The organism is Streptomyces sp. NPDC012835 (genome assembly GCF_042900885.1).
In the GTDB taxonomy this organism is placed as follows: Bacteria; Actinomycetota; Actinomycetes; order Streptomycetales; family Streptomycetaceae; genus Streptomyces.
Genome location: NZ_JBIBBW010000001.1, coordinates 898282 through 911540 on the forward strand (window position 1 = coordinate 898282; position 13259 = coordinate 911540).

Sequence of the window (13259 nt, forward strand, 5' to 3'; positions counted from 1 at the left end):
GCCGGTCCCTGCCGAAACTGGGCCCATGGTGAACGGGGACACGTCCGCGCCGGCGAGGTCGGCAGCGGAATCGGAACGGCCGGCGGCCTCGCCGCGGCAGCGGTGGCTGGTCCTGGCCACGGTGTCGGGCGGCCTGCTGCTGTGCGGAATCGATCTCACCGTGCTGCACGTCGCCGTACCGAGCATGAGCCTCGATCTGCGGCCCAGCACCGCGCAGTCGCTGTGGATCGTCGACGTGTACTCCTTGGCCCTCGCCGCCCTGCTGGTGACCTGCGGGACCCTGGGTGACCGCATCGGCCGGCGCCGGATGGTGCTCGGCGGTCTCTTCGCCTTCGGCCTCGCCTCGGCCGCTTGTGCCTTCTCGACGTCGCCGGCTCAACTCATCGCCGGGCGCGCGGCGCTCGGCGTCGCGGCGGCCATGATCATGGCCTCGACCGTGGCGATCATCCGGGTCGTGTTCACGGACGACCACGAACGGGCCCGCGCGATCGGGGTGTGGACCTCCGCACACAGCGTGGGAGCGACGATCGGACCACTGCTGGGCGGGCTGGTCGCCGAGCGGTGGGGGTGGAACGCCGTCTTCCTGGTCAACGTCCCCGTCATCGTCGTCCTCCTCGTCGTCGGTGCCCACGTCGTCCCGGAGTCGAGAAACCCCGTCCCGCGCCGCTGGGACCTGGTCGGCGTGGTGCTGTCCGTGACCGGCCTGGCGGGGGTGGTGTACGCGCTCAAGCAGGCCGGCGAGCACGCGGGCGTGCACACCGGGATCCTCGTCGCCGGCCTCGGCGGGGCCGTACTCATGTACGCCTTCGTACGCCGCCAACTGCGCATCCCCGAACCGCTGCTGGACTTCTCGCTGTTCGGCGAGCGTCGTTTCACCACCGCCACCCTCTGCGTCCTCTGCTGCTTCGGCAGCTATGTCGCCCTGCTGTTCTTCCTGACCCAGTGGCTCCAACTGGTCGGCGGCTACACCCCGTTGCGCGCGGGACTCGCGCTGACGCCGCTGGCCGCCGCCAACGCGGTGGGCGCGGTCACCGCGCCCCGGCTGGCGAACCGCTGGGGCACCCGCTGGGCGCTCACCGCAGCGCTGTCCCTCTTCGCCGTCGCCTACGCGGCCATCGCCGCTTTCGGCGACACGGCCCACTACGGCCCGCTCCTGCCGTCCCTGCTCGTCGCGGGATACGGGGCCGGCATCGTCATGACCCTGGGCGCCGACTCCATCATGAGCGCGGCGCGACCGGAGCGTTCCGGGGAGGCGGCGGCCATCCAGGAGACGTCCTTCGAACTCGGCGCGGGCCTCGGCATCGCCGTCCTCGGTACCGTCCTGACCATGGTCTACCGCACCGGCCTGCCGTCGGTGCCCGGCCTCGGACCGGACGAACGGGCCGCGGTGGGCGAGTCGTTCTCCGCGGCCGAGGACGTGACGACCCACCTGCCCGCCCCGACCGCGGAAGCCGTGCTGAGCGCGGCCCGCCGGGCGTACGACCACGGCTTCACCACGGTCGCCGTGATCGCGGCGGCCGGCCTGGCCGCCACCGCGGCCACGGCGGCGGCCCTGCTGCGCCCACGCGGGGCGAGGTGATCCGGCGCATGCCGGACGGGCCAGGTCGGGGCCACACCCGGCGGGTCCGCGCGGCGCGGTCGCGCCTGCGGAGATCCGCTCAGCGCACGCCCGGCTCGGCGTCGCACCCGACTGCCGAACGAGATCGTGCCCGCCCCCGCTTCAGCACGCTAACCGTCGACCGTGCCGGGAACGAGGCCGTCGGCGACCAGACCCGCCAGTACCGCCTGGCCCAGGGCGTGCACGGCGGACTGGGGGCGAACCATCACGGTGAACTCCTTCACCCGGCCCGCGCCGTCGAACTGAAGCAGATCGATGCCGTGGATCTGCTTGCCGCCCACAGTGGCCCGGAACGCCAGGATCGCCGATGGAGCCTCGCCGCCGTCGGTGCTGGTCTCGGCCGCGCCCTCGAAGTGTCCGATGTAGCGGAAGTCCTCGAAGGTGCGCAGCAGGACACCGAAGAGTCCGAGCACCATGGGTTTGCCCTCGAAGGGGGTGAACTTCACGGGGCTGAAGAAGCGGATGTCCTCGGTGAACAGGTCGCCCAGTGCGTCCAGTTCACCCTTCTCCACCGCGGCGCGGAAGCGTTCGGCAGTCTCCATGGTCCCTCCCGGTAACCGGTACTCAAGAAAGTGATTAGTCAATTTCTTGAGTATCATGCGGGGACGGGCGACGGAAGGGAAGGGGCTGCCGCGATGGCCTTGCGACATGCCGTGCTGGCGGCGCTGCTGGACGGCGAGTACAGCGGATACCAGCTGGCGAAGGCGTTCGACATCGGCGTCGCGAACTTCTGGCACGCCCTGCCCCAGCAGCTGTACGCCGAGCTGGCGAAGCTGGAGAAGGAAGGGCTGGTCGCGGGGCGGCAGGTGGTCCAGGAGACCCGGCCCAACAAACGTCTGTTCCGGGTCACCGACGCCGGTCGCGCGGAGCTGGAGCAGTTCGCCGCCGCCGTACCGAAGCCCTCGTTCATCCGTGACGACCTGCTCGTCAAGGTCCAGGCGGCCGACCGTGTCGGCACGGCGCCGGTGATCGAACAGCTCGAAGAACGAGCGTCAGCGGCCGAGGCCAAGATCGAGCTTCTCGGCAAGCTGCTGCGGCAGCTTCGCGGCGATGCGGACGAGGACGATTTCCTGCGCCGGGGCGACCGGATCGGGCCGTACCTGACCTGCCTGCGGGGACTGGCTTTTGAGCGGGAGCACCGGGACTGGTGCCTGCGGATCGCGGCCGTCCTCAAGGAAAGGCAGACCACTCGTGCAGAACGGTGAATAGGTGCGCCGCACCGCCCCGGGCAGCAGCCGCACCGCAGGGCGCGGCGATCATCGGGAGGCACGAGCCCGGGCGCGGGCGAGCACGATGGCGTCGTCGGCGAGAGTGCGCCGCTCGACCACGCCGCTCGGACGCCCCCGCACCCGGCGGATGAGCCGATGAGCCGATGAGCCGATCCGCCAAGCCGCCGAGCCGCCGGGACGCCCGGACGAACCGCCCTACTTGGATTCGACCCGTCCGAGCGGTTCGGGGCGGGCAGCCAGCGCGTCGCACGCCTCCTGCCAAGCGGAATCCCCGGGGTGGAACTGGGTGCGGAGGTAGGCCCAGGTGAGCCACTGCACCGCCGACAGTCGCTCCGGGTCCTCGTCCGTGGTCTCGGCGACGTCGTACCCGGAGACCCCGCCGAGCCCGTGCTCCGCGCCGAACAGGGTGAGCAGGGACTTGGGGCCGGTCGAGAGTACGTACGGATCGGCGTGCCACTCCGGGCCCCGAACCGTCAGGTGGGCGGAGGCGTCCTTGTCGCCCGCGACCACGAGCGTGGGCGTCGCCATCCCGGAGAAGTCGATGGCCGAGAAGAAGGGGTAGTTCGAGGCGGCGAACTCGGAGAGGGCGTCGCCGCCCCTGCCGGGCGCGGCAAGCAGTACACCCGCCGTGATCCGGGGCTCGGTCAGGTTCACTTCCGTCCCGTCGAGCGGATCGGTGAGCCGGGCGCCCAACAGCATGCTCGCGGTGTGCCCGCCCATCGAGTGCCCGGCCACGGCGATCCGGCTCCGGTCCACCCGCCCGACGAGCTGCGGAACGGCCGCCTCGACCGCGTCGAGCCGGTCGATGACGCGCCGCATGTCCTCCGCTCGTGATCGCCAGTACATCGGCGCCTCGGGGTCACCGGAATCCAGGCTCAGCGTCCGCGAGCTGAGATGGGTGGGCTGGATCACCACAAAGCCGCGCGCCGCCCAGAAGTTGGCGAGCGGGGCGTAGCCGTTCAGCGAGGAGAGGTGGCGGGAGTGGCCCTGTCCGTGCGAGAGCAGGATGACCGGCAGATCGGTCCCGGTCATGGGCGCGGACACCCGCACCTCAAGGTCCACGGCCCGTCCGGGAGTCGACAGCACCACGGGACTGACCGAGAGGACGGGAACGGGTGAGCCGACCAGGCCGGCCGCGCGAGTCGATGCGCTCATGATGCGCGTTTCCTTTCCATGGACTCCGCCGCTCAGGCCCGGCACAGAAGCGGGCGAGGCGGCTCAGGAGTGTGCCGTTTCGACAGAACACGAAACGGAGCGTTGTTCCGATTACTATACGGAGCACGGTTCCGTTTCGTCAAAAGCCGTCGAAGCCAGGAAGGAGTGAGCGGGAGGAATCCAGGGTTGAGCCCGCAGGACGACGCCGCTGGACCCCATGGCCCCCACGCGCCCCCAGGAACACGAAAAGGCGGTACCGGATTTCTCCGATACCGCCTACGACCTGCGAAAACGCTGGTCGGGACGACAGGATTTGAACCTGCGACCCCTTGACCCCCAGTCAAGTGCGCTACCAAGCTGCGCCACGTCCCGATGCCCGTCTGACCTGCGGTTTCGCTGGCCTGAACGCGCATGAGAACAATACCGCACTCCTGGTAGTGATCACGAACCGCTTTCCGGGCGGGGGTGCACGGCGGGGTCGCGCGGCGGCCAAGCGCGACGGCGGGAGGGGTGGTCAGGAGGGGCGGTGCGAGAGACACGGAAGGCGCGGCCCCCGTGCCCGTACGGCCCGCACGGGGGATCCTGGAGTCCTGTCCTGTCCGCCCCACGAGGGGAGCCAGTCATGACCGCCAGCGGTGACCTGCTGATCGACGCCTTCGGCCGGATCCGCGAGATCGTCCACGAGGCCGTGGACGGCCTCTCCCCCGACGAACTGGCCGTACGGCTGGACGACGGCGCGAACTCCATCGCCTGGCTCGTCTGGCATCTCACCCGGGTCCAGGACGACCATGTCGCGGACGCGGCGGGCACGGAGGAGGTCTGGCTCGCGAAGCACTGGTCGGAGCGGTTCGCGCTGCCCTTCCCGGCCTCCGCAACGGGCTACGGCCACCGGGCGGACGATGTGGCCGCGCTCGGCGGCAGCGGCATCGGGGCCGAGCTGCTCGCCGGGTACCACGACGCCGTGCACGAGCGGACCGTCGCGTACCTCGGCACACTCGACGACGCGGATCTCGGCAGGATCGTCGACGACGCGTGGACCCCGCCGGTGACCCTCGGCGCACGGCTGGTCAGCGTCGTCTCGGACGACCTTCAGCACGCAGGACAGGCCGCGTTCGTCAGGGGGTGGCTGGAGCGCCCCTGACCGGCCGCCGGCGCCGCCTCCGGCCGCACCGCGAGCAACCGGGCTGCCGGCAGCCGTCCTGTCCGGGCGGTCGATCAGAGATGACCGGACTCCCTGCGGTGGATCTCCGACATCAGCTGCGCGGCGGACGATTTGATGGTCTCCAGCCCGGTCCGCCCCCAGCGCCGCGGCTCCGTGTCCGCCACGCAGACGGTGCCCAGCGCCATGCCCGTCCGGTCGAGCAGCGGCGCGCCGAGGTACGAGCGGATGCCGACCTCGTCCACCAGGGCGTTCCCGGCGAACCGCGGGTAGTCCCTCACGTCCTCCAGGACCAGGGCCTTGCGCCGTACGACCACATAGGGGCAGTAGCCGTGGTCCCTGGCCATGAACCGCTCGCCCCGGCCGCCGGGCGGCGCGTGCAGTCCCGCGAAGAACTGCCGGTGTTCGTCGATGAAGTTGACCATCGCGTGCGGGGCGCCGGTCATCCGGGCCAGTTCACCGGCGAAGGCGTCGAGGGCCGGCTCCGGGCGCTCCCCCAGTCCGAGGCCGCGCAGTCGCAGCGCCCGCTCCGGCGCCTCCCGGTCGACCGGGGTGAGCAGCAGACGGCCGATCGGGTCGTACGTCATGGGCGGGCTCCGTCGGTCGGGGATATCAGGGTCATTCGGCGTTCTCCGGTACGGGCGGGAGCGACGAGGACGAGGTGATCAAATGTTGAACGAGCGTGACCAGGGTTTGGATACCGGAGCTGGCGATACGGGCGTCGCAGAGCACGATCGGCACCTCCGGCTTGAGGTCCATGGCGGCCCGCACCTCATCCGGTTCGTAGCGGTACGAACCGTCGAACTCATTGACGGCGACGACGAATCCGATGCCGCGCTGCTCGAAGAAGTCCACGGCGGAGAAGGAGTAGGCGAGCCGCCGGGTGTCGGCCAGCACGATCGCGCCGAGCGCGCCCCGTGACAGCTCGTCCCACATGAACCAGAAGCGCTCCTGGCCGGGTGTGCCGAAGAGATAGAGCACGTGGCGTTCGTCGAGTGTCAGCCGGCCGAAGTCCATGGCGACCGTCGTGGAGGACTTGGCCTCGACGCCCGTCAGATCGTCGGTGGCCGCGCTGACCTGGGTCAGCAGTTCCTCGGTGCTCAACGGGGCGATCTCGCTGACCGCTCCGACGAACGTCGTCTTGCCGACCCCGAACCCGCCCGCGACCAGGACCTTCAGCGCGGTCGGGAACGGCTCGGCCGCCGGGAACCGGCCGGCGCCGGAGGCGAATCCGGCGAGCGGGTCAGAGCTGTCGTCGTAGGCCATCGAGCACTGCCTCCAGCAGGAAACGGTCGGTGGGATTGTCGAAGCTGTCCGGTGGACGTGCGGCGATCGCCCCGCAGTCCACCAGATCGGAGAGCAGGACCTTGGTGACCGTCGCGGGGAGCCGCAGATGCGCCGCGATCTCCGCCACCGAGGTCGGCCCCTGGCAGAGGCCCACGGCCTGGGCGTGTTCGGGGCCGAGGGGAGCCTCGGGCACCGACCCCGTGGACATCACCAGCGTCAGCAGGTCCAGCGCCGTCGTCGGCCGGGTGCGGCCCCCGCTGACGGCGTACGGACGGATCAGCCGGCCGGCCGCGTCGTCGAGCCACGGTCCTTCCGTCGGGAGCGGCACGGTCAGCGGGCCTCGGCGCCCGGTGCGGTACCGGCGCCCTGTCGCAGGGGGGTGACCAGATACGGCCGTACGCTCTTGACCAGCATCGCCATCTCGTAGCCGAGCACCGCCGCGTCCGCCTCACGTCCCGCGAGCACGGCGAGACAGGTGCCGGAGCCCGCTGTCGAGACGAAGAGCAGGGTGGAGTCCAGCTCCACGACGACCTGGCGCACCTCGCCGCCGTCGCCGAACCGGGCCCCGGCGCTGCGGCCCAGGGAGTAGAGGCCGGAGGCCAGGGCCGCCATGTGGTCGGCGCTGTCGGCGTCCATCCCGTGCACGGACCTGACCAGGCCGTCGGAGGAGAGCAGCACGGCGCTGCGCGTATAGGGGACTCGCTGGACCAGACCGCTCAACAGCCAGTCCAGGTCCGAGACATGGCCGATGGGTACATCGCTCGCCATGGTTCATCTACTCCTTCGAAGTGGGGGTGGTGTCGTGGCGCTGCGGTTCCGGCAGAGGGTCCGCGGGGCGGTCGTCGAGCGGATCGGCGTGGGGGACGGGCACGGCGTCGGTGTCAGGGCGGGATTCGGCGAGGCCGATGCCGCGCTGGAAGGCGGCCATCAGACCGGGGTCGTGGAGTACCGGATCGCCGGTCCGGGGCGGGGCGGGGGCGTCCCGGAGCTGCGGTACGAGATGTTCCTGGCCCCGTCGCCTGGGCAGCTGAGGGCGGCTCGCGGCGCTGTGGATCGTGCCGTCCGCCTCCACGGCTGCGTCCGCACCGCCCGGAGCGGGGGCGGCGGAAGGCCGGGGCGGGGGCACGGCGGCGGACTCGGGGCGCCGGTCGGCGTGGCGGGGGCCGGGGCGCCGGTCGTGTGCTCCGCGTACGGGCAGCGGGGTGGGGGCGCCCGGCTGCCCGGTGCCGTTCTCGGACGACTGGGCGTGGGGCGGCCTCTCGTACATCTGGGGCCGCTGCGGCTGCTGGAGCTGCTGCTGCCGCTGCTGTCCGTACGGCTGGGCCTGCTGCCGGGGCCGGGACGGCTGGGGCCGAGCCTCCGGCTGGGGCTGCTGTACGGGTGGGACCGCCGGAGCGGCCGAGCCGTGAGCGGACCCGGGTCCGGAACCGTGGCCGGGGCCATGTCCGGAGCCATGACCACGGCCGCGTCCCGGCTCGTCGGTCCGGTCCGAGCCGAGCAGTGTCTGCGGCAGGACCAGTACGGCCTGGACGCCACCGTAGATATTGGCCTGGAGGCGTACCGCGATCCCGTGTCTGCGCGCCAGCGCCGAGACCACGAAGAGTCCGATCCGCCCGTCCTGGAGCAGGTGCGCCACATTCACCTGATCGGGGTCGGTGAGCAGCGCGTTCATCCGCTGCTGCTCGTCGGCGGGCATCCCCAGCCCCCGGTCCTCCACCTCGATGGCGAGACCCGCCGTCACATGCTGCGCCCGCAGCAGGACCTGGGTGTGCGGTGAGGAGAACAGCGTGGCGTTCTCGACCAGTTCGGCCAGCAGGTGGATGACGTCGGCGACCGCGTGGCCGCGCAGGGTGCCGTCGATGGGCGGCACCAGTTTGATCCGGGGATACTGCTCGACCTCGGCGATGGCGGAGCGCAGCACCTCCGTCATGGCGACCGGCCGGCTCCACTGCCGGCGGGAGACCGCCCCGCCGAGCACGGCGAGGTTCTCCGCGTGCCTGCGGATACGCGTGGCCAGATGGTCGACGTGGAAGAGACCCTTCAGCAGCTCGGGGTCCTCGACCTCGTTCTCCAACTCGTCGAGCAGCTGGATCTCCCGGTGGACCAGCGACTGGAGCCTGCGCGCCAGATTGACGAAGACCTCCACCTTCTGTTCGTTCTTGACGCTTGCGGAGATCTGGGACGCGTGCACCACCGCCCCGAGGGCGGCTTCCTGGGAGCGGCGCAACTCCTTTGCCAGCAGGTCGAATTCGTCGCCGAGGACGATCGCGGCCGCATCGGGCCCGCCCGGCACGCCGTCGCCCGACGCACCGGTCGATCGGCGTGTGCCGACCCGCTCGCCCCGTTCGAGCCGCTCGACCACCGCGCGCAGTTCGGCCTGCCCCCGCACGCTGACGAGGCGCAGTTCGTCGCAGCGCCCGAGGACGGACCTGGCGGTACGTTCCGCGCCGAGCGCGGCCGCGGCGACGGCGGCGAAGGCGAGCAGCGCGGTCCCGAAGAGGGCCGCCCAGGTCTGCGCTGTCGGTTCCGCCCCGGTGGAGCGCAGGACGAGCGCCACGGCCGCCGCGCCGCTCAGTGCCGCGACGGTCGCGGGCAGGACCGCCGTGCGCACGAGTTGGGGACGTATGCGGGTGTCGGGCGGCGTCGGCGCCTCCGCCCTGGCCGGGGAGAGCGGCGAGCGGGGGCCGGGGCGGCCGTGCCGCCCGCCCTCGCGGCGCTCGGGCCGCGCGGGTGCGCGAAGTTGAGACATCAGTGTCCTCGGTACGTGAGCCCCAGGAAGCGGCGTCGTGCTGGTGTTCCGGAAAGCGGCGCAGCGGCAGGACCGGCGCGTGCCGCTTCAGCCCTCCGTTGATCACCGAGCACACACGGTAGTCGTCAAGCGCTCCCTCGGGGTGGGCAGTTGACGAAGTTCCCCACAGAGCGTCCCACTCCGGTATGAGGCATCGCACACCAGCACGAAATACGGCATTCGAACTCGGACGTCGAACATCGTCTGCGACAGGTGGCGCGCGGACGGCGGACGCGTGGCCCCGCTCGCGTGTCCGACCTCGGCGGGCGGGGCCGGGTACGCCGGTGGGGCCGGGTACGCCGGTGGGGCCGGGTACGCCGGTGGGGCCGGGCGATCGCCCGGCCCCACTGGTCCGTCGTACGAGCGGCGCCACGCGCCCTCCCCTGCGGCTACGCGGAGGACGCCGCCTCCTCGGCCCTGCCCGTCGAGGCCGTCTCCTGCGATCCGGTGCCGAGCTCCTCGCCCGCGATCACCTCGGCGATCACGGGCGCGGGACGCGCCGGCCAGCCACCGGCCGGCGGCACCGCAACGGAGCGCCACCACGGGGCGTCGGGAACACCGTCCCCCGTGGGCTCGAACGGCTGCCCGGGGACCGGCAGCGCCAGAGCCGCGCCCGCCTCGGCGGCGGCGGCCACCGTGCCCTCGCCGGGCTCGGCCCACGGGTGCGGGGCGAGGTTGAAGGTGCCCCAGTGGATGGGGAGCATGACACCGGAGGGACGGCCGCCCTGGAGGTCGAGGTGGGCGCGCATCCCCTCGGCCGGGGTCATGTGGATGTCGGGCCAGTGCTCGCTGTACGCCCCGATCTGAATCATGGTGGCGTCGAACGGACCGTGCTCCGCCCCGATGTCCCGGAAGCCGGGGAAGTAGCCGGTGTCGCCGCTGTGGTAGATCCGGTGCTCGGGCCCGGTCACCGCCCAGGACGCCCAGAGGGTGTGCTGCTGGTTGCGCAGACCGCGCCCGCAGAAGTGGCGTGCGGGGGTGGCGGTCAGCGTGACCCCTCCGACCTCGGTGGACTCGTTCCAGTCGAGTTCCCGCAGCCGGGAGGGGGCCACCCCCCAGCTCTCCAGATGGGCCCCCACGCCCAGCGGCACGGCGAAGACCGTGTCGGTGGAGACCAGCGCCTTGATCGTGGGCAGATCGAGATGGTCGTAGTGGTCGTGCGAGATCACCACCACGTCGACAGGACCGAGCGCGGCGAGCGGTGCCGGTACGGGGTGCAGCCGCTTCGGCCCCGCGAAGGCGAACGGCGAGCAGCGGTCGCCCCAGACCGGGTCGAAGAGCACCCGCCGGCCGTCGATCTCGGCCAGGACCGTGGAATGCCCCATCCAGGTGAGCCGCAGGCCCGAGGCGGGCGGCCGGGCGAGATCCGCGAGAGTCGTCGGGTGCACGGGGATGGCGCCCGACGGGGCGCGGCGCGTCCGCGCGTCCTTCTGGAAGTAGATCTTCGCCAGTTCCAGGCCCGAGGCGCCGGACGGCCTGGTCCTGGAGCCCACCGGGTTCTGGAACACGCCGTCCGCGAAGTTGGGCGAGCGGTGGATGCGCTCCAGCCTCTCCCCGGCGGAGTCGGCCCCGAAGGCGGTGGGTCGCAGCGAGCGCAGCCGTGAACGCAGCGGAAGGGGGGAACCAGCGCCTGTCACAGCACCTCCTGAAGGTTCGTTTCGTCCATTATGACCGCGTATGCACAACAGCGCGGGTCGAGTCGATCACATTCGATCAAGACACGACCCGGCGTCTCATACGCCGGTCCAACGTTGTCAGTGCCCCGAGGATTCCCGGGTACGCCCGGAATCCGGCCCTCTCCGGACCGGCTTTCCGCTGCGGACGGTACGCCCGGTACGCCCGGGCACGAGCGGGGCCGCCGGGCCGCTCGATAGGGTGACGGCGACAGCGGGGGCGGGCAGGGGCGGGGCCGGAGGCACGGCGGTACGCCACAGGGCAGGGACGCCGGAGCACGGCGGTACGCACAGGGACGCCGGCCGCAGCGGGCCGGCGGACATCAGGGCACCGGAGAGGGAGATTGTGGCTCAGCAGGGAACCGATCGGACCGAGCAGCCCCATCACGACGTGCTGGTCGTCGGAGGCAGCGGAGTGGACACCGTCGTCCGGGTCGACTCGCTGCCCGTACCGCTCGCCGACTCGGTCTCGGTGGGGCCGATCCGCGAATGGCCGGGGCACACCGGCGGCAATGTGGCGCTCGGCTGCCGGGCCCTGGGCCTGGACGTGAAGTTCCTCGACTACATAGGCGACGACTGGACGGGCGGCCAGGTCCGTGAGCGGCTGGCCGCCGGCGGCGTGGACTTCGAGGCCCTGATCTCCCCGGCGGGCACCCGCCGTGCCGTCAACCTCGTGGACAGGACGGGCCGCAGGATGTCCTTCCACGACGCCCGGGACCCGGACGATCTGCGGATGCCGCGCGATTTCTATCTGCCGCATCTGCGCCGTACGCGTCATGTGCATCTCTCCCTCACCAACTTCACCCGTTTCCTCTTCGACGACATCGAGACGCTGGGCGTGCCGGTCTCGACCGATCTGCACGACTGGGACGGTCTGTCGGACTACCACCGGGACTTCGCCTTCCGCTCCGATCTGGTGTTCCTCAGCGCGGCGGGCGCGAAGGAGCGCATCGCCTCCGTGATGCGGGAGATCCTCCGCGAGGGCCGGGCCGAGGCCGTGATCGCGATGGCCGGAGCGGGCGGCTCGTATGTGATGACCCGGGAGGGCGGCCGTACCCCCCGTCCGGTCGCCGCGACCCCGCCGCCGGGACCGGTGGTGGACTCCAACGGCGCGGGCGACGCGTACGTCTGCGGGTTCCTGCACGGCAGGCTGGCCGGCCGCGGACTGGAGGAGTGCGCCCGGCTGGGCGCGCTGGCGGGCGCCCACGCCTGTACGGCGGAGGGCGGCGACGCGCTGATCGGACTCGAAGCGCTGCTGGCCGACAGCGTCTGAGCCGGGCACGGGCGCCGCCCCGCGACCCCCGTTGTCAGTGGCGCTTGGTAGAACTGCTCCCGATCGACCGATCCTCACACCGGCGTCTGGAGCACGGCCATGACTATCTCGGACCATCTGCGGGAGTTCCACGGGCTGCCCGTGTTCGACTTCCCGGAAGCGGGCACGGACGCGGTCTCGGGTTCGGACGCGAAGCTTCCGGAGGCCGCCTCCGTGGCCTGGCGCATAGCCACCGAGACGTACCGCGAGGAAGAGCGGTGGGAGGAGGCGTTCGCCCGCTTCACCGCCACCGTCGACACCACCGAGGTCGGTGCGCTGATCGTCGGTCACTGGCCCGACGCGTACGAGTCGGGCCCCGACGCGGTGATCGCGGCGATCCTCGCCGCCCGCGACCGGCTGCCGGCGCTGCGCGCCCTGTTCGTCGGTGACATCACCGCCGAGGAGTGCGAGATCTCCTGGATCACCCAGGGGCTGGTGACCCCGCTGCTCGACGCCTTCCCCGAGCTGATGGAGTTCGGCGTCAGGGGCGGTCAGCAGCTGGCCTTCCCCGCCGTCCGGCACGCGCGGCTGCGCTCGCTCACCGTCGAGACGGGCGGCCTGGACGCCGAGGTGGTGCGGGGCATCGGCGCGAGCGACCTGCCCGCGCTGGAGCATCTGGACCTCTGGCTCGGCTCGGACGAATACGGCGCGAACACGAGCGTGTCCGACCTCGCGCCCATCCTGGCCGGCTCCCGGCTCCCCCGGCTGCGCCATCTGGCGCTGCGCAACAGCGTCATCCAGGACGAGATCGCGACCGCGCTGTCCGGCGCCCCCGTCGTGGCCCGTCTGGAGAGTCTCGATCTCTCGATGGGCACCCTGGGCGACGAGGGCGCGGAAGCCCTCCTCGGCGGCCAGTCGCTCACGCACTTGAGGAGACTCGATCTGCGTCACAACTACGTCGGTGAGGAGACGCGCGAGCGTCTCCGGTCCGTCCTCGGCGCGGCCGGAGTGGAGGTCGACCTGTCCGAGATCGAGGGCGCGGAGGAGTGGGATGACGACGATGGCGAGGAGCACCGCTACGTCGCGGTGGCCGAGTAA

General features: G+C 71.8%; 13 protein-coding genes and 1 tRNA gene. 5 read left to right on the forward strand and 9 right to left on the reverse strand.

What is annotated here, in order from left to right:
• Positions 1 to 25 precede the first annotated feature (25 nt).
• The gene (locus ACFY6S_RS03840) at positions 26 to 1579 is read left to right on the forward strand and encodes an MFS transporter (RefSeq protein WP_388822398.1); all 1554 of its coding nucleotides are present in this window, start codon (positions 26 to 28) and stop codon (positions 1577 to 1579) included.
• 149 nt (positions 1580 to 1728) lie between these two features.
• On the opposite strand, the gene ACFY6S_RS03845 is transcribed toward ACFY6S_RS03840, so the two are convergent.
• On the reverse strand, positions 1729 to 2160 hold the full coding sequence (locus tag ACFY6S_RS03845) for a nuclear transport factor 2 family protein (RefSeq protein WP_388822401.1): 432 nt from the start codon (positions 2158 to 2160) through the stop codon (positions 1729 to 1731).
• Between the two features lie 93 nt (positions 2161 to 2253).
• Here ACFY6S_RS03845 and ACFY6S_RS03850 point away from each other — a divergent pair, with 93 nt between their 5' ends.
• On the forward strand, positions 2254 to 2823 hold the full coding sequence (locus ACFY6S_RS03850) for a PadR family transcriptional regulator (protein ID WP_388822404.1): 570 nt from the start codon (positions 2254 to 2256) through the stop codon (positions 2821 to 2823).
• 219 nt (positions 2824 to 3042) lie between these two features.
• Here ACFY6S_RS03850 and ACFY6S_RS03855 read toward each other — a convergent pair whose 3' ends face one another.
• Together ACFY6S_RS03855 and ACFY6S_RS03860 are read right to left on the reverse strand one after the other, a co-directional pair.
• Positions 3043 to 4002, reverse strand: coding sequence for an alpha/beta hydrolase family protein (locus ACFY6S_RS03855; RefSeq protein ID WP_388822408.1), 960 nt, complete (start codon positions 4000 to 4002; stop codon positions 3043 to 3045).
• A 295-nt stretch (positions 4003 to 4297) separates the two neighbouring features.
• A tRNA-Pro gene (locus tag ACFY6S_RS03860) sits at positions 4298 to 4374 on the reverse strand.
• A gap of 250 nt (positions 4375 to 4624) precedes the next feature.
• Between ACFY6S_RS03860 and ACFY6S_RS03865 the strand changes: the two genes are divergently transcribed.
• Positions 4625 to 5143, forward strand: coding sequence for a DUF664 domain-containing protein (locus ACFY6S_RS03865; protein ID WP_388822412.1), 519 nt, complete (start codon positions 4625 to 4627; stop codon positions 5141 to 5143).
• Between the two features lie 74 nt (positions 5144 to 5217).
• On the opposite strand, the gene ACFY6S_RS03870 is transcribed toward ACFY6S_RS03865, so the two are convergent.
• The 6 genes from ACFY6S_RS03870 to ACFY6S_RS03895 form a co-directional block, all read right to left on the reverse strand.
• The gene (locus tag ACFY6S_RS03870) at positions 5218 to 5748 is read right to left on the reverse strand and encodes a GAF domain-containing protein (RefSeq protein WP_388822415.1); all 531 of its coding nucleotides are present in this window, start codon (positions 5746 to 5748) and stop codon (positions 5218 to 5220) included.
• A 31-nt stretch (positions 5749 to 5779) separates the two neighbouring features.
• A complete protein-coding gene (locus ACFY6S_RS03875) occupies positions 5780 to 6427 on the reverse strand; it encodes an ATP/GTP-binding protein (protein ID WP_388822418.1) in 648 nt (215 codons plus the stop codon).
• Positions 6405 to 6776, reverse strand: a complete 372-nt coding sequence (locus ACFY6S_RS03880; RefSeq protein ID WP_388822420.1) for a DUF742 domain-containing protein — start codon at positions 6774 to 6776, stop codon at positions 6405 to 6407. The genes ACFY6S_RS03875 and ACFY6S_RS03880 overlap by 23 nt, the downstream gene beginning before the upstream one ends.
• Before the next feature lie 2 nt (positions 6777 to 6778).
• Positions 6779 to 7216, reverse strand: a complete 438-nt coding sequence (locus ACFY6S_RS03885; RefSeq protein WP_388822422.1) for a roadblock/LC7 domain-containing protein — start codon at positions 7214 to 7216, stop codon at positions 6779 to 6781.
• A 7-nt stretch (positions 7217 to 7223) separates the two neighbouring features.
• Positions 7224 to 9197: a sensor histidine kinase gene (locus ACFY6S_RS03890; RefSeq protein WP_388822425.1), complete on the reverse strand. Its 1974-nt coding sequence runs from the start codon at positions 9195 to 9197 to the stop codon at positions 7224 to 7226.
• 428 nt (positions 9198 to 9625) lie between these two features.
• On the reverse strand, positions 9626 to 10873 hold the full coding sequence (locus ACFY6S_RS03895) for an MBL fold metallo-hydrolase (RefSeq protein ID WP_388822428.1): 1248 nt from the start codon (positions 10871 to 10873) through the stop codon (positions 9626 to 9628).
• 430 nt (positions 10874 to 11303) lie between these two features.
• On the opposite strand from ACFY6S_RS03895, the gene ACFY6S_RS03900 reads away from it, so the two are divergent.
• Entirely contained in the window at positions 11304 to 12182 is an 879-nt protein-coding gene (locus ACFY6S_RS03900) for a carbohydrate kinase family protein (protein WP_388822925.1), read from the forward strand.
• Positions 12183 to 12281: 99 nt separating this feature from the next.
• The gene (locus ACFY6S_RS03905; protein ID WP_388822431.1) at positions 12282 to 13259 is read left to right on the forward strand and encodes an STM4015 family protein; all 978 of its coding nucleotides are present in this window, start codon (positions 12282 to 12284) and stop codon (positions 13257 to 13259) included.